This window comes from Streptomyces sp. NPDC050548 (genome assembly GCF_044457385.1).
Lineage (GTDB): Bacteria > Actinomycetota > Actinomycetes > Streptomycetales > Streptomycetaceae > Streptomyces.
Genome location: NZ_JBITGV010000016.1, coordinates 1 through 15,662 on the forward strand (window position 1 = coordinate 1; position 15,662 = coordinate 15,662).

General features: G+C 68.3%; 15 protein-coding genes. 5 read left to right on the top strand and 10 right to left on the bottom strand.

What is annotated here, in order from left to right; genetic code table 11:
- Positions 1 to 224: 224 nt before the first annotated feature.
- The 10 genes from ACIBJH_RS35255 to ACIBJH_RS35300 all read right to left on the bottom strand — a co-directional run bounded on the left by ACIBJH_RS35255 (position 225) and on the right by ACIBJH_RS35300 (position 9,618).
- Positions 225 to 1,169: a hypothetical protein gene (locus ACIBJH_RS35255; RefSeq protein ID WP_399121002.1), complete on the bottom strand. Its 945-nt coding sequence runs from the start codon at positions 1,167 to 1,169 to the stop codon at positions 225 to 227.
- 36 nt (positions 1,170 to 1,205) lie between these two features.
- Positions 1,206 to 1,625 carry a nuclear transport factor 2 family protein gene (locus ACIBJH_RS35260; RefSeq protein ID WP_399121003.1) on the bottom strand — a complete coding sequence of 140 codons (420 nt, stop codon included), beginning with the start codon at positions 1,623 to 1,625 and terminating at the stop codon, positions 1,206 to 1,208.
- 2 nt (positions 1,626 to 1,627) lie between these two features.
- Complete coding sequence (locus tag ACIBJH_RS35265; RefSeq protein WP_399121004.1) at positions 1,628 to 2,563, bottom strand: cyclase family protein; 936 nt, start codon at positions 2,561 to 2,563, stop codon at positions 1,628 to 1,630.
- The gene (locus ACIBJH_RS35270; protein ID WP_399121005.1) at positions 2,560 to 3,507 is read right to left on the bottom strand and encodes an SDR family NAD(P)-dependent oxidoreductase; all 948 of its coding nucleotides are present in this window, start codon (positions 3,505 to 3,507) and stop codon (positions 2,560 to 2,562) included. Before ACIBJH_RS35270 ends, ACIBJH_RS35265 begins: the two co-directional genes overlap by 4 nt.
- A 16-nt stretch (positions 3,508 to 3,523) precedes the next feature.
- Positions 3,524 to 5,131: a flavin-containing monooxygenase gene (locus ACIBJH_RS35275; protein ID WP_399121006.1), complete on the bottom strand. Its 1,608-nt coding sequence runs from the start codon at positions 5,129 to 5,131 to the stop codon at positions 3,524 to 3,526.
- Positions 5,132 to 5,136: 5 nt separating this feature from the next.
- Positions 5,137 to 6,081, bottom strand: a complete 945-nt coding sequence (locus ACIBJH_RS35280; protein ID WP_399121008.1) for a hypothetical protein — start codon at positions 6,079 to 6,081, stop codon at positions 5,137 to 5,139.
- Positions 6,082 to 6,121: 40 nt separating this feature from the next.
- On the bottom strand, positions 6,122 to 7,363 hold the full coding sequence (locus ACIBJH_RS35285; RefSeq protein ID WP_399121010.1) for a cytochrome P450: 1,242 nt from the start codon (positions 7,361 to 7,363) through the stop codon (positions 6,122 to 6,124).
- A 53-nt stretch (positions 7,364 to 7,416) separates the two neighbouring features.
- The gene (locus tag ACIBJH_RS35290) at positions 7,417 to 8,157 is read right to left on the bottom strand and encodes an SDR family NAD(P)-dependent oxidoreductase (protein ID WP_399121011.1); all 741 of its coding nucleotides are present in this window, start codon (positions 8,155 to 8,157) and stop codon (positions 7,417 to 7,419) included.
- Between the two features lie 44 nt (positions 8,158 to 8,201).
- Positions 8,202 to 8,591 (bottom strand): carboxymuconolactone decarboxylase family protein, encoded by a 390-nt coding sequence (locus tag ACIBJH_RS35295; protein ID WP_399121012.1) that lies wholly within the window; start codon positions 8,589 to 8,591, stop codon positions 8,202 to 8,204.
- A 97-nt stretch (positions 8,592 to 8,688) separates the two neighbouring features.
- Positions 8,689 to 9,618, bottom strand: coding sequence for a cyclase family protein (locus tag ACIBJH_RS35300; RefSeq protein WP_399121014.1), 930 nt, complete (start codon positions 9,616 to 9,618; stop codon positions 8,689 to 8,691).
- Positions 9,619 to 9,794: 176 nt separating this feature from the next.
- Here ACIBJH_RS35300 and ACIBJH_RS35305 point away from each other — a divergent pair, with 176 nt between their 5' ends.
- From ACIBJH_RS35305 to ACIBJH_RS35325, 5 genes are all read left to right on the top strand, one after another.
- On the top strand, positions 9,795 to 10,589 hold the full coding sequence (locus tag ACIBJH_RS35305) for a FadR/GntR family transcriptional regulator (protein WP_399121015.1): 795 nt from the start codon (positions 9,795 to 9,797) through the stop codon (positions 10,587 to 10,589).
- A gap of 192 nt (positions 10,590 to 10,781) precedes the next feature.
- The gene (locus ACIBJH_RS35310) at positions 10,782 to 11,522 is read left to right on the top strand and encodes a hypothetical protein (protein ID WP_399121016.1); all 741 of its coding nucleotides are present in this window, start codon (positions 10,782 to 10,784) and stop codon (positions 11,520 to 11,522) included.
- 74 nt (positions 11,523 to 11,596) lie between these two features.
- Positions 11,597 to 13,504 (top strand): flavin-containing monooxygenase, encoded by a 1,908-nt coding sequence (locus ACIBJH_RS35315; protein ID WP_399121018.1) that lies wholly within the window; start codon positions 11,597 to 11,599, stop codon positions 13,502 to 13,504.
- 13 nt (positions 13,505 to 13,517) lie between these two features.
- On the top strand, positions 13,518 to 13,895 hold the full coding sequence (locus tag ACIBJH_RS35320; RefSeq protein WP_399121019.1) for an alcohol dehydrogenase catalytic domain-containing protein: 378 nt from the start codon (positions 13,518 to 13,520) through the stop codon (positions 13,893 to 13,895).
- A gap of 53 nt (positions 13,896 to 13,948) precedes the next feature.
- A complete protein-coding gene (locus ACIBJH_RS35325) occupies positions 13,949 to 15,652 on the top strand; it encodes a hypothetical protein (RefSeq protein WP_399121020.1) in 1,704 nt (567 codons plus the stop codon).
- Positions 15,653 to 15,662: the final 10 nt, after the last annotated feature.

A 15,662-nucleotide genomic window follows, 5' to 3' on the forward strand; every position in this document is an offset into this window, starting at 1 on the left:
ACATCGCCCGCGACCTCACCATCTGGATGGCCACCCGCGACTTCCCCGGACGGCCAACCAGACAGGTCAGCGAGTTCTAAAACACGGCCTAGGCGCACCGGGCCGACCTGGTCACGTTCCCGGCGGAGTCGGGCGGCGTCGTCTGGCTGGCCGCACCAGGACCGGCGAGGTGGCCTCGATCGTCGTCACCAGCGGAATGCCCGGCGCGAAGGCCTGACGCGGCGCTAGGAGTCGGTCCAGCGGACCGGATGCCCGGACGGATCCGTGGTGAGCCAGGTGCCGTCGCCGAGGGGCCGCATGTCGTAGGGGTTGTCCGTGCGCGCGTCGAACTCGGCTCCGACCCGGCCGGAGCGCACATCCACCCGGTAGTGCCGGAACCACTCCTGCTCGTCCTCGGTCTGGCCGCCGAGAGTGACGACGACGGTGTCCGGGTCCAGATAGCCGCCGCTCCATTCCACGAAGACCTCGTCGGGATCGTGTCCGAAGGCGTCGGTGGAGAGCGTGAACCGCACCTCTCCTTCGGGGTAGGTGTGGAGGGCGACGTCGGCCTGCTCGTGGTGGACGGTCATGAACTCGTGTCCGTCGGGCGACAGGGCGATGAGACACCGGTCGTCCCACGGATAGGTGACGAGATCCATCCGGCTCCCGGTCAGCGACGCGCGGAAGACGGCCGAGCCGTCCTGTCCCTCGCCCACGTCGAGGAGGACCTCGTCGCCCGCCGGGTGCAGCAGGTGCTGCCCGCCGTGCCCGACGGTCGACAGCTCCGCCTGTGCGAGGACCGCCCCGGTGGCCGCGTCCAGGGCGACCCACTTGTCGTGTCCGTCACGGCCCGCCATGGCGTCGGGCCGATAGACCCACACGACGAGTTCGTCCGACGACAGCACACAGCCGGGCCGGTGCCCGTGCCGCCGGTCCGACCGTGGTTCGAACAGCGACCGCCAGACCTCGGTCCCGTCCGCCGTCACGCAGACCGCCGCGTGGAGGGTCGTGTAGTAGGCGCGCCGACGGCCGACGGAGACGGTGTGCTCGACGACGTCGTCGCCGGGGGACGGCCGGCAGACCATGACCGGCGACAGTACGCCCCTGACGTCGCCGGCCAGGTCATAGGCGCAGACACGCCCGTCGACCAGCCGTGTGATCGTCCGTGGGGGACAAGGGGATTGAGTCACGCCCCGGAGGTTAGCGTCCCCGCGGATCTTCGACCGTCACGGGGGATCGCCCACGTACTCGTCCACCCGCCGCCGCAGCAGCCAGCGCCCCGCGGATTCCTCGAACGTGTCGTGATAGCGCGCCACGACGGCGACCGACCACGCGGAGCCGTCGTGGACGAGCATCACCACGTCACTGGTCGCCTTCGCCGTGCGGTCGTCCCACTCCGTCAGGAGGGTGTTGCCGACCATGTGGCGTTGGGGCCTGCCCGGATCCGGTCGCCACCCCGGCTGGGAGAACGCCGCGAGGATGGCGTCGGCGCCCGCCAACGGATCGAAGCCGGGGATCTCGACCACCGCGTCCGGCAGGTACAGCGCGACCATGTCCGTCGTACGGCCCTCGTCCTGCGCCTGGGCATGCGCGGCGATCGTCGCCCGCACACCCGCGCTCACCTCCGCGAACTCCCGCACAGCCACGCCTACTTGAGGACGATCGGAGTGATGGGGGAGCCGACGGAGCCTGTCACCTTCAGGCCCGGCGCGCAGAACAGCATCTCCCACACGCCGTCCTCCTCGCAGTCCGCCGCCAGCTCCTCGAAGTTGAACATCTCGCCGAGGGTCAGGCCCATGTCCCGGATCACCACCTGGTGGAACGGGATCGTCGCGCCCTTGACGGGACTCGGCCACACCTCGCCGGAGTGGTTGTCCATCGCGAGCGCCGCGACCTCCCGCTCGTACAGCCAGTTGCAGGTGTCGAGACAGGGCCCGGGGGCGTTGCCCAGGAAGTGCTCGCGGTCGCCCTCCAGGAACCACTGGTAGGAGCCGGTGCGCAGCAGCACGATGTCACCGGACTCGACACGCACGCCCTGGCGTTCCTCGGCGGCCAGCAGATCGGCCTCCGTTATCTCGTACGAGTCCTCCAGCCGGTCCACCCCCTTCAGCCGCGCGATGTCGAGCAGGACGCCACGGGAGATCAGCCGGTCGACGGCCTTGTGGAACGAATTGCGGCTGGCGCCCTGGAAGTTGTTGACCGCGGCGGCCGGCACGTTGTTGTAGAAGAAGCCGCCGTAGCCCGCGTGTGCCAGCCCGTCCCATTGCGTGGCCGCCTGTAGTCCCGTGACGATCATGTCGTCGGCGGAGATCAGACCGTCCTGCGAGAACGCCGTGTCGGACGGCAGCAGAGTCATGACGTGGATCGGGTTGTTGCGGAACCCCCCTGATTTGAAGGGTCCGTTGCTGTCGAACGCCATGCCCAGGTCGAACGCCTTGCCGGTGCGGACGAGTTGGGCCGCCGCGATCCGCTTCTGCGGGGTCACGAAGTTCAGGGTGCCGATCTCGTCGTCATCTCCCCAACGACCCCAGTTGCTGAGCTTTTTGCCGAGTTCGTGATGAGGCCAGACCTTCTCTGCGCTCACGCTTCTCCCTCTTCTCCTTGCCGATGTGCCAAGTAACGGCTGACGCATTCCATGAGGTCGCCCGGAACGTGATAGCCGGAGTGGTCCTTGATGCGGTCCAGGTTCGAGGCGATGTCCTCGACCGTGACCTTGAGCGGATCGGCGGGCAGCCAGCCCTCGGTGACGCCGACGAAGAGATGCGCGAAGCGTCCACCGCCGGCGAGGAACACCTCGCCGCTCACCTCGCACGTCTCGTGCGCGAGGTACGCCACCATGGGCGCCACCAGCGCGGGATCCATCACGCCGGTGGCGGGTCGGCCCCGCTCCCGCAGCGCGTCCATGCCCTCCGACGGGCCGCCGCCCATCCGCGTCATCGCGTTGGGCGCGATCACGTTGACCTTGATGTCGCGGCCGGCGGCCGACGACGTCATGCTGCGGGCCATGCCGATCATCGCCGCCTTGGCGGTGGCGTAGCCGAGGTTGTCCGGGAGGCCGAACATGCCGATCGAGCCGGTGAGGACGACCCGGCCGTGGTTCCGCTCCAGCATGTGCGGCCAGGCCGCGCGCGTGGTGTGGAAGGCGCCGAGGACATGGACCGCGAGATGGCTCTCGATGTTCGCCGCGTCGATGTCCGGGAGTCCGGCGAACCGCACGTTGCCCGCGTTGTTGACGAGGACGTCGATCCGTCCGAAGGCCTCGACGGCCGCTGCGACGGGACGTCGGCCGCCCTCGGCCGTCGAGATGTCGCTTGTGTCGGCGATCGCCGTACCGCCCGCGTCGTTGATCTCCGCGGCGACGGACTCGGCCGGACCGGTGTCGGAGCCGGAGCCGTCCAACGAGCCGCCCAGGTCGTTCACGACGACCTTCGCGCCCAACTCGCCGAGCAGCAGGGCGTAGGCCCGCCCGATTCCGCGTCCGGCGCCGGTGACCACCGCGACGCGGTCGTCGAATAGGTGTTGCCGCATGACCATGCCTTCCGGTTCAGGAAAGGAAGCGGGAGTACTTCGACTGGAGGACCTCGCCCATGAATTCGCGCAGCTTGGGGCGCCCGCCGGGATTCAGCAGGAAACTCCGCGGTTTCCCGGTGATGTTGGAACCGAAGAAATAGCTGTGCTCACCGAACGGTGAATACGCGGCGAGTTCCGCGACCATGGCGTTCCAGCCCGCCTCCGTGTCGGCGGGAACCTCGATCGCCCGGTGGCCGTGATCGCGCGCGTACTCGATCGCGTCGGCGATGAAGTCGACCTGGTCCTCGGCGTACCTCGGGTTGTTGCCGGCCGCGCCGTGCGGGCCGCCGGGGAAGAAGAAGTTCGGGAAGCCGTGGCTCATGAGTCCCATGAACGTGCGGGGTCCGTCGGCCCAGTACTCCTCCAGGGCCAGTCCGTCGCGACCGCGCACCCCCATGCGGTTCAGCGCACCGGTGCCGAAGTCGAACCCCGACGCCCAGACGATGACGTCGAACTCCCGCAGCCCGTCGGTCGTTTCGATGCCGGTCTCCGTCACCCGGACGAACGGGTTCTCCCGGAGATCGACGAGACTCACCTTCGGATCGTTGTACGCCTCGAAGTAGCCGGTCACGAACGGCGGCCGCTTCCCGGCCCAGCCGTGGTCGGTGGGGACGAGCCGTTCGGCCGTCGCCGGATCCTCGACGATGTCGCGGACCTTCTGCGCCATGAAGGCACACCAGTCGTCGTTGACCGCCTTGTTGGTGAACATGTCGGCGTAGTGACTTATCACCTTGGCGAAGCCCGGACTCCGCCACATCCGCTCGTGGAACGTCCGGCGGCCGTCCTTGGAGTCCTCGAAGGCCGTACGATCACGCGGCTGGTGCAGGAATCCGCTCGCCGACTCGTGCAGGGTCTCTCGTAACACCTCGAAACCGGCGACGAGTTGGGCCTGTCGGGCGGGCGTGATCGGCTCGTTGTTCAGCGGTGTGCACCAGTTCGGCGATCGCTGATAGACCGTCAGAGAGGCGACGTCCGCGACGATGGCGGGGATCACCTGGACTCCGCTGGAACCCGTGCCGACCACCGCGACCCGCTTGCCCGCGAAGTCGACGGGAGTGTCGGGCCACAGGCCGGTGTGATGGGCGACGCCCGCGAAGTCCTCGCGGCCGGGCACATCGGGGAAGACCGGCACCGACAGCACACCGGTGGCCGCGACCACGAACCGCGCCCGGATCTCGGTGCCGTCGGTTGCCCGCACCAGCCAGGTGGCCGAACTCTCGTCGTACAGCGCGGAGTTGACCCGGGCCCCGAACCGTATGTGGTCGCGCAGGCCCAACGTGTCGACGACGTAGTTGAAGTAGCGCTCGTTCTCCGGCTGCCCGGCGAACCGCTCACGCCACTCCCAGCCCTCGAACAGCTCCTTCGAGAACAGATAGCCGTAGGTGTAGCTCTCCGAGTCGAGACGGGCGCCCGGGTAGCGGTTCCAGTGCCACACTCCGCCGACTCCGGAGCCGGCCTCCAGCAGCCGTGCGGAGAGCCCGACGTCGAGGGCCCGCTTCAGCTGGTGAATCCCGGTGACCCCGGCGCCGATGACCACAAGGTCGACGTCGGTCCCGTCCATGTCCCTCGGCGGGACTGCCACTTCACTCACCCCCTGCGCGGGTCGCCGACCGGCAGCCCGGTGGTGAAACCCCAGGGAATGCCGAGCGCGGTGGCGGCGTCGGTCACGAGCGTGTCGCCCGTCCGGGTCCGCACTCCCACGCCCTGCGCTTCGAGGTGACGTGCGACGCGGTCGAGGTCCACGACCTTCCAAGTGATCGAGTGGTACGTGTCGTTGGGCGCCCCGGTGGCCCAGTCGGCGTACGCCGCGGTGCCCTCGTCGGGGACCGCGTACTCGAAGACGGCGTCGGCCAGGTGGACGTAGGTGCTCTGCGCGCCCAGCACCTCGTTGCGTCCGGTGTGGATGACGGTTCCGCCCAGGCCGTCGACCATCACCCGCAGGGCGCGGTCGACCCGGTCGGTCAGCACGGTGTGGTGCGAGCAGCGCTCGATGCCGAGTGGGTCCTCCTCGGACACCGGCGGCAACTCCCAGTCCGGGGCCAGCCGGTGGTCCAGCGGGAACGGGATCTGCGGCAGGAACTCGTAGCGCAGGCCCGCGTCCTCGGGCACTGTGAAGAAGATCGGCATCGGTGAGTTGGGAGCGGTGGGAGGCTCATCTCCCTCGGCCACCTGGTCGAGTTGACCGACCATGCCGATGCCAAGTGCCTTCAGCGCGCGATAGGCGTCGCCGATCCCGTCGACGTACCAGCCGAACCCCTTCAGGTGCGGCTTGTCGACCGAGGCGTAGCGCTGGATGCCATCGAGGACGTAGCGCTTGGGGTCGATCGTGTCGAAGAGGACGTCGTTGATCGGGGTGAACGTCGAGTAGTCCGTCGGATAGCCCTCGCTGGCGGGGGCGCCCCGCAGCATCTCGGCCATCGGCCGGCTGGGTCGTCCGAAGACCCGCTCGAACCACGCCTCCGCCTCGCGGAGATCGGTCACATGATGGCTGGGGTGGTACAGCCGGGTCGGACGAAAGCCGCCGTCGGTCATGGGGGTCCTCCTTCTTCCGATGTCTGTCGTACGAGCCGTGTCACCAGGCGACGGGCAGTTCGTAGATGCCGTAGGCCTGCGAGTCCTCCTTGAACTTCAGGTCCGCCAGGTCGGCCGCGAGCCGCAAGGTGGGGATGCGGCGGAACAACGTGCTGAAGACCACCTGGAGTTCGATGCGGGCGAGCTGCTGTCCGACGCACTGGTGGGGGCCCCAGCCGAACGCGAGATGGTGGGACGCGGGGCGGTCCAGGGTCAGTTCGCCGGGGTCGGGGAAGGCGGCGGGATCCCAGTTCGCGGCCGGCAGACTCGCGATGACGCCTTCACCCGCGCGGATCGTCACCCCCTCGAACTCAAGGTCCTCGACGACGGCCCGGCGGGCCAGCAGATGGGGGAGCGTGAGATAGCGCAGCAGCTCCTCGACGGCCTTCGCCACATAGTCGGGGTCGCCGGAGTGCGCGCGCAGGTCCGCGAGTCGGTCCGGGTTCTGGAGCAGCAGCGCCGTCCCGAGCGTGATCATGTTGGCGCTCGTGTCGTGGCCCGCGACGAGCAGGATGTGCCCCAGCGGCGCCGCTTCCCGCAAGGTCAGCTCACCGGCCTTGATCCGCGCTCCCAGGTCCGAGAGCACGTCCTCGGCCGGGTCGTCCATCTTGGCCTCGATGAGCCGGGCGATGTAGGCGCGCAGGGCGCCCGCCGTTTCCGCGTTCTCCTCGGGCGTCTTGTTCACCGCGTTGGTGACACCGGCGTGCTTCTGGAAGAACGCGTGATCCTCGTACGGCACCCCGAGCAGCTCACAGATCATCAGCGACGGCAGGGGCAGCGAGAGGGCCTCGTTCAACTCGGTCGGGTTGGGACCGTCCAGCATCCTGTCGATGAGATCGTCGGTGATCTGCTGGATCGCCGGCTGGAGCCTGCGCATCCGGTGCCGGGTGAAGGAACTGGTCAACATCCTTCGCCAGCGCGAGTGTTCGGCGCCGTCGGTGTTGTTGATCGACGGCTGCATCTCGCCCGCGTGCGCCTTCATGGCCGCGGTGGTGTGCGGGTAGCCCGGCGCGCCGATGTTCGCGCTCATCCTCCGGTCGGCGAGGATCGCCCGCTGGGCGGCGTGGGTGAGGACCAGCCAGGGGGTGGTGCCGTCCCAACTCCGCACCCTCAAGACGGACTTGCCGCTGTCGTGGAGCTTGAGGAGGTCGGGCGGGGGAGCGAAGGGGCAGGCGCCCGACCTGGGGGCCGGGAAATCCGGCAGTTCCTCCGTCGTTTCGGTGCCCGTCACTGTCTCTTTCATGGTCGTCCTTTGTCTGTGGCGTTGTTCGTGGCCTGTGCGTGGCCGCTCGGGGCTCAGACGAAGTAGCGTCCGCCGTTGACACTGAGGGTCTGGCCCGTGACGTAGCCGGCCTCGTCCGAGGCCAGGTAGGCGACCGCGTAGGCGATCTCCTCAGGGCGCCCGGCCCGCTTCATGGGCATGGTCGCGCCGAGCACGTCGGGGTCGAAGCCCTCGCGGAGCAGGGGGGTGTCGATGAGGCTCGGTGCCACGTTGTTGACGGTGATCCCGGTGTCGGCGAACTCGCTGGCGAGTGCCTTGGTGAGGCCGATCACCCCGCCCTTGGACGCCGCGTAGTGCGACACCGCGGGACCGCCGGTCTGGGCGGACGAGGACGAGATGTTGACGATGCGTCCGCGCCCCGCCGTCAGCATGTCGGGCAGGAAGGCCCGGGTGACCAGGAAGGGGCCCTTGAGGTTGATCCGGATCATGCGGTCCCAGGCTTCCTCGGTGAGGTCCGGGAACGGTATGTAGTTGGTGATCCCGGCGTTGTTGACCAGGATCGTGACCGGGCCGAGTTCCGCGTGCGTCAAGTCCGTCGCGGCTCCTACCGCCCTGGCGTCGGCCGCGTCACCGACGACCGCGACGGCCTTGCCACCCGCCTCGCCGATTGCGTCGGCCGTCTCGTGCGCGCTCGTGCCGTTCAGGTCCCACACGGCGACCGTCGCACCCTGGGTGGCGAGCACGAGAGCGATCGCCCGCCCGATGCCCCGGCCGCCACCGGTGACGACCGCGTTTCTCCCGTTCAGTGACGTCATTCAGGACTCCCTGTGAGGCAGTTGCTCGGTTTCCGTGGGAGCGATCACCCGTCGCCGCGCTCACGGGCCTGGTCCAGCGCCTTCCTGGCGGCCTTCCGCGCGGCCATGGCCCGGGGGAAACCCGCGTATCCGGTGGCGTGGTAGAGGACTTCGGAGATCTCGTCCTCGGTGAGCCCGTTGTTCAGCCCTATCCGGACATGGCTGCCGAGTTCGTCCTCGGCGCCCAGCGCGATCAGGATTCCCAGGGTGACCAGACTGCGGTCCCGCCGGGCCAGGCCGTCGCGCGCCCAGAGTTCGGCCCACACGCTGACCAGCCCGATCTCGACGAGTTCCGAGCCCACACCCCTGTCCCGCAGATCGGCGTCCGCGGGCAGTGAGGTGTTGACGACCGAGCTCATCGTTTCGAGCCCGAGTGCGCGCAACGGATCTTTCATGTCCCGCACTTGCCACACCCTTCTGTTTCAGATCGGTGCAATCAGCTAACTGATTAAACTCTATTGCGGAATGATGTAGGCGGCAATGGTCGCGACGTCAGCGGATGGCGACGGGATGCACGAGGCCCCCGGTGCTGTGCAGGAAACGCTCGGGTGTCGCGTGGAGCAGGAAGGTGTAGCGGCGATCCGTCGCGCATGCCGCCGCGAGGTCTTCGAGGACCCAGTTCTGCCCCTGGATCATCCCCATCATCACCAGGCAGAGGACGTGCACCGGCAGCATGAGGTCCTCGACGTTCGACGGCAGCAACTCCATCGGCATGTTGTCGATCGCCGCCGCTGCCGCCCGCCGCTCATGGAAGAACAGCGGCGCGTCGTGGTCGAGGGCGGGCACGGGCCGCCGGTACCCCGGCACGTCGCCCGCCAGGAAGTACGACACCTGCCCGGTCCTGACCAGAACGATGTCACCCTCCTCGACGCGCACCCCCTGGGCCTCCTCCACGGCCTCCAGCACGGCCCGCGTCACGGCGAACCTGCCGGGCAGCCGGTCGACGCCCTGATGCCGGGCCACGTCGAGCAGGACACCGCGCGACACGATCGTGCCGGCCGTCTCGATGCCGAGCCTGGTGGCGCCGGAGGCGTCGACCGCGTCCGCCGGAACGCCGTTGTACATGACGCCGCGATGGCTGCAGTGCGACAACGCGTCCCAGTGCGTGGCCGCCTGAGTGGGTGTCACCACGATGTCGTCGCTGTACGCGCACGCGTCGGGGGAGTCGGCCATCGGGGTGTTGACCGCGAGCATGGTCCGGACCGGATTGATGCGCCCGGGTACACCCGTGCCGTTCTGCGGGCCGTTCAACGACAGCGACATGGCCAGCGAGAACGTCTCACCGGTGAGCACCGACGCCGTGCCCCTTCTGACCACGTCCGGGGTGAGGAAGTTGAGGGTGCCCCGCTGGTCCTCGGCGCCCCAGCGCTTCCAGTTGTTGACTCGTTCCGCCAGGATGTCGAACTCGGCAACGGTCAGCACCGCTTCCGCCTCTCGTCCGCTGTGACGTGTCCGTGCATGGGCGTGGTCATGCCCTCAGAGCCGGACCCTAGCGATGATCGGATATATCAGTGAGCTGATTCCCGGTGAGCGGGCGGCCATCGAATCCTTGGTCACCGCCCCGAATCCGAGGCTCACGATCCAGTACACTCATTGCCATGAGTTCAACAGTGGGGTCGCAAGTCGGTCGGACCGTACGCGCGCCCAAAACGGCGGAGTTGATCGCCGCGCAGCTGCGCCGCCGGATCGTCCTGGGCGAGTTGACGCCCGGCGAGACCCTCCCTCCGGAGAACCAGCTCATGGAGCAGTTCGGCGTCTCGCGGCCCACGCTGCGCGAGGCCTTCCGCATCCTTGAGGCCGAGATGCTGATCAGCGTCAAGCGCGGCAGCCGCGGCGGCGCCCAGGTCGTGGCCCCGGACTTCTCCGTGGCGGCACGCCACGTGGGCCTGCTTCTGCAGATGCAGGGCACGACCCTCGATGACGTCTACGAGGCCCGGATGGTGTCCGAGCCGGCCTGCGCCCGACTGCTCACCAAGCGCCGCACCAAGCAGGACATCGCCGATCTGAACGAGGTCGTGGCCCAGCTGCAGTCCGCGGTGGAGTCGAAGGACAACTCCGTTCCCGACGCGGTCCTTTGGACCCGGCTCACCTACCGCTTCCACGAACTCATCATGGAGCGCTCGGGCAACAAGACGCTCGCGGTCCAGGGCGCCGTACTGCAGGAGATCGTGGCCACCCACATGGAGATGCGCGTCGCGCGGAACTTCGACAAGACGGAGTCGCCCGAGCGCTTCCAGCGCGCCATCAAGGCCTACAAACGACTCGTGGCACTCGTCGAGGCCCGGGACGCCGAAGGCGCCGAGCGGCACTGGCGCAACCACATGAAGGTGGCCGGCACGTATCTGCTCAAGGACGGCCTCCAGGACAAGCCCGTGGTGGACCTGTTCTTCTGAGCCCCGCCAGTTCCTCCGAGCCTCTCCCCAACATGTGTTCCGGTCAGCGGAATCGCCGGCCGAACCCTCATTCCCGCTGCCTAGCCTCCTCGTACTGCTTCCAGTCGAGGGGGTAGAGCGCCCGTCGGGGATCACAGCCCATCCTTCGCCCCTCCCTCGCGATTCACGTTTTCTCGGATCAAGGGAGATCCCATGGACGAAAAGGTGAAGTTCAGGCTGTACCGCATGTCGGTCTGGTGCGGTGTGGTGGTGCTGGTGGCCAACACGTTCGCCTTCTCGGTCGTCGGCAAACTGACACCGCCCATCTCACCGACGGCCAGCCCCCAGCAGGTCGCCGACTTCCTGACCGACCACCGCACCGGCATCCTCTGGGCGGCGGTCATCATGGGAGTGTTCGCCCCGTTCTTCTACGCGTTCGCGGTTGTCACGAGCCTCCAGATCCGCCGTATCGAAGGCGGCTGGGGCCTGCTGTCGATGATCCAGCTGACGACGGCGGTCGTCGCCCCGACCGGCTGGGTCTACCCGCTGGCCGTACTGGCCACCGCCGCCTACCGGCCGCACCGCGACCCGGCGTTGATGCAACTGCTCAGCGACCAGTTCTGGCTGACCTATGTCGGTGTCGCCGTCATCTTCGTGATCAACGTCGCGGTGATCGGCCTCTCCGCGTACCTCGACCGTCGGCCCGAGCCGGTGTTCCCGCGCTGGTTCGCCTGGCTGAACTTCGTGCTCGCGATCGCCTTCTTCCCCGGAGTCTTCGTCTATGTGGCGACCGACGGACCGTTCGCCTGGGACGGAGTGTTCACCGTCGTGGTGCCGTCCGTCGCGTTCGTCATCTGGAAGATCGCGATGATCATCGTGCTGCTGCGCGCGGTCAAGTCCGAGGAGCGCGAGGTTCTGGGGGAGCGGGAGCAGCCGGTACTCGTGTCCGGATGACGCGTCGGGGCGATGACTCCACCGTGGACCGCATGTATCGTGAATCGAATGTATGAGTGGAATGAGTTAACTCAATGACCTTGATGCCGGACAAGGCGTTCATCGACCGCGCACTGGACGACGCCGACCTGAACGCGCTGCGGCTCGCGCTGTACCAGGCCACCGGAGACGAGTCCCTGCTCGAACTGCCGCTGAAGACGGTCCCCATGTACGGCGGCGCGCTCATGCAGACCGTCGTGGCCGACGAAGCCGTGGCGACCCTCCGGGCCAGGGCGACGGAGTTCCTCACCACCAAGCCCGCCGACTTCACCGAGGTCGGGCCGACCGACCCCGAACTACGCCGTATGTACGAGGCGTTCCGCAACGAGGAACTCTCCGACCGGAGTTGGGCCTACCGACGCGACCTCGCCGCGTTCGACGACCACCCGCGGCTGGCCCAGTGGACGGACACCAGACCACCCATCCCCGAGGGCTTCCATGTGGCGGTCATCGGCGCCGGCTTCGGCGGTATCGCCGCCGCCGTCCAGCTGGAGCGCCTCGGCATCCCGTACACGGTCTACGAGCGGCGCTCGGAACTGGGCGGCACCTGGAGCATCAACGCCTACCCGGACGTACGGGTGGACACCACCAACTTCCTCTACCAGTTCTTCTTCGAGAAGAACTACCCGTGGACCGAGTACTTCGCCCGCGCCGGCGAGGTCCGCGAGTACCTCGAACACGTGGCCAAGAAGTACGGCGTCCTCGCGCACATGAGCTTCGACAGCGACATCAAGGAAGCGTCCTTCGACGCGGAGTCGGGCCGCTGGACGATCGACGCCGTGATCGACGGCCGACCGCAGACCCTCACCGCCAACGCCGTGGTGAGCGCGAGCGGCCTGTTCGCCACCCCCAAGCGCCTCGGCACCCCGGGCATCGAGGAGTTCGGCGGCGAGATAGTCCACACCGCCGAGTGCACCGGCCTGGAACAGCTCGACGGCCGGGACGTCGCCATCATCGGCAACGGCTCCACCGGCGTGCAGATGCTGTCCCAAGTGCGCAGCCGCGCCCGCAGCGTGGGCGTCTTCCAGCGCACCCCGCAGTGGATCAGCCCCCGCGAACGCTACGGTGAGGTCATCTCCCCGGAGACCCGCTGGCTGCTGGACACCATGCCGTACTACTGGAACTGGTACTGCTACTCCATCGCCACCCTCCGCCTCGGCGGCCAGGTCCTCCAGGAACCCGACCCCGAGTGGCAGGCCGCCGGCGGCCTCGTCAACCGGGCCAACGACTCCTACCGAGAGGGCCTCACCGCCTATGTGAAGGCGAAGCTGGGCGACCGGCCCGACCTGTGGCAGAAGCTCATCCCCAAGCACGCCCCCATGGCCCGCCGCCTCATCGTCGACAACAACTGGTACGCCTCCCTGCTGGAGGACAACGTCGAGCTGGTCACGGAGACCATCGAGCGCTTCACCCCGACGGGCATCCGCACGGCCGACGGCAAGGAACGCTCCTACGACCTCGTCTTCACCGCCACCGGGTTCGCCACCGAGAAGTACCTCTGGCCGACCGCCTATCGCGGCCTCGACGGCGAGACCCTCGAAGACCGCTGGCGCGACCCCGAGAGCGGCGGTCCCCGCGCCTACCTCAGCCTCACGGTCCCCGACTTCCCGAACCTCTTCATCATGTACGGCCCCAACTCGCAGAACCGGTCAGGGTCGTTGATCGTCTGGATGGAGACCTGGGCACGCTACGCGGCCCAGGGACTGGTGGCCCTCATCGAGGGCGACCACCGCTATCTGCACGTCCGCCGGGACGTCTTCGAGGACTACAACCGGCGCCTCGACGAAGCGATGCTCTCCCTCATCTGGTACGACCCCGGCTCCACCGACCGCAACTACTACGTCAACGAGTTCGGCCGCCAACAGGTCAACGTGCCCTGGCGGCTGGAGGAGTACCACCGGCTCCTGGAGCGGTTCGATCCGGACGACTACCACTTCGCCTGAGAGGCCGGCGCCGATGCGAGCGGTACGCGGCGCGCCACCGGGCGTGGACGTCGTAGAGACCGAAGTGCCGGGCGGTGCAGGCGAGTTGGTGCGGGTGGCCGGGGAGGGCGTCGCGCGCTGCGGCAGCACCTGCGCGTGGTGTGCGAAGGGCCGGTACAACCTGTGCCGTCTGGCGGGCACCGAGATCTTCGGCATGACCGTCCCCGGCGGCATGGCCGAGTACTTCAGGGCGCCCGCCACGGTCCTACCGATCGCTCCCGAAGTCGCCCTGGCGGCCCGGCATCCGTACCAGGTCGAGGCGGGGGAGCGCCGCGGCGCGATCGTCACCGTCGGAGTCCTCCCGCCCGACCTCAGCCGGCCCGGCACCTTCAAAGTCGTCGTCCACCCCTGAGCAAAGCGATTCATGTAACTGATAAAGCCAACTGAACCTTTTGAGGAGTGGCCGTGACGATCGAAACCGTCGCCGACCGGACCACCGTCGAGGTGGTCAACCCGACCGCGGACATGTTGGAATCCGCGGGCACACCGCTGGCTCCGCGACTGGACACGCTGAACGGCAAGGTGCTGGGGCTGCTGTCCAACAGCAAGCCCAACGCCGAGGTCGCGCTGCGGGCGGTCGCGGAGAGGATCAAGGAGACCTACCCGGACCTGAAGATACGGCTGTACCCGGGCTCCATCCGTTTCGAGCCCGAGCTGCTGCGGCGGGCCATCGAGGAGAGCGACGCCCTCATCGGCGCCACGGCCGACTGCGGTGCCTGCACCTCGTGGCTGATCCACGACGGCGCGCAGGCCGAGAAGGCGGGAGTCCCCCAAGTCACCATCGTGGCCAGGGGTTTCGAGCGCGACACGGACACCAGCGCCAAGGTCTTCGGGGTACCCGACCTGCGCTGCGTCGTGGTGCCCCGCGTCTTCACCGCGCTCACGGCGGAACAGGCGGCCGACCAGACCCTGCCGCTGACCGAGGAGATCGTCGCCGCACTCACCTCGACTCCCGCGGCGGAGGCCATCGACACCGGGGAGCCGCCGGCCGAGGAGGAGCGGCAGGAGACGTACACCTTCGGCGGAGCCACGGCCGTGGAGGCTATCGACGCCTTCAACGAGTACTACCTCGACCACGACTACGGCGACGGCCTGCCGCTGCACGCACCCACCCGGGAGAAGGTCGAGGCGATCATCGCGGCCCAGGGCCGCCCCCGCGACGAACTGATCCTCACCATCCCGCCGTTGCACGGCCACGGCACCCTGGAGCGGATCGCGGTCAACGCGGCCATGGCGGGCTGCCGTCCGGAGGAACTGCCGGTCGTGATCGCCGCGTTGAAGGCGATCCACGCCTGCCCGCCCCCGATGAACCTCTCGGTCCTCATGTCGACCGGGGCCTTCGCCCCCGTGATCCTCGTCAACGGGCCCCTCGTGAGGAAGCTCGGCATCAACAGCGGACGCAGCCCGCTCGGGCCGGGCAGCAACAACCGGGTCAACATCCGCATCGGGCGGGCGGTCGCGCTCACCCTGCGCAACCTCGGCGCGTGGATCCCCGGCCGCATGGACCTCGACACGATCGGCACCGTGCGCAAGAACATCCAGGTGCTGGGGGAGAACGAGGACGAGAGCCCCTGGGAGCCGTACCAGGTCGGCCAGGGCTACCGCCCCGACGACAGCACGGTCACGGTGCTGCACTCGGTGGGGGAGTGGGACCTCGGCTCCAACCACGGTCCGGTCGAGCGCCGGCTGCACTCCATCGCGGCACGCACACCCACGCTCACCCAGGTCGGGTTCATGACCAGCACCCTGGCCGGACTCCTCGGCAACGAGGACGGACTGTTCTATCTGCTGCCCCCGGAGACGGCGAAGAAGCTCTCGGAGGCGGGCCTGAGCAAGGACGCCGTCCGCCGCTATCTGCTGCACAACATCAGGCCCCGTATCGCCGACGTCATCGCGCCGTTCGTCGACTTCCGCGAACGGGGTCTGGTCCGGCCGGAGTGGGAGTGGATGTTCCGGCTCAGCCCGGAGGAGCAACGGACCCAGTCCATCCAGGCGTTCAACGACCCGGACGCGATCAACATCGCCGTCGCCGGGCACGGCACGCCCAAGGAGTTCGTCTTCGGCACCATGACCACACCGATCACCGAGAAGATCGCCGGCATCGGATGACCGGCGGCCA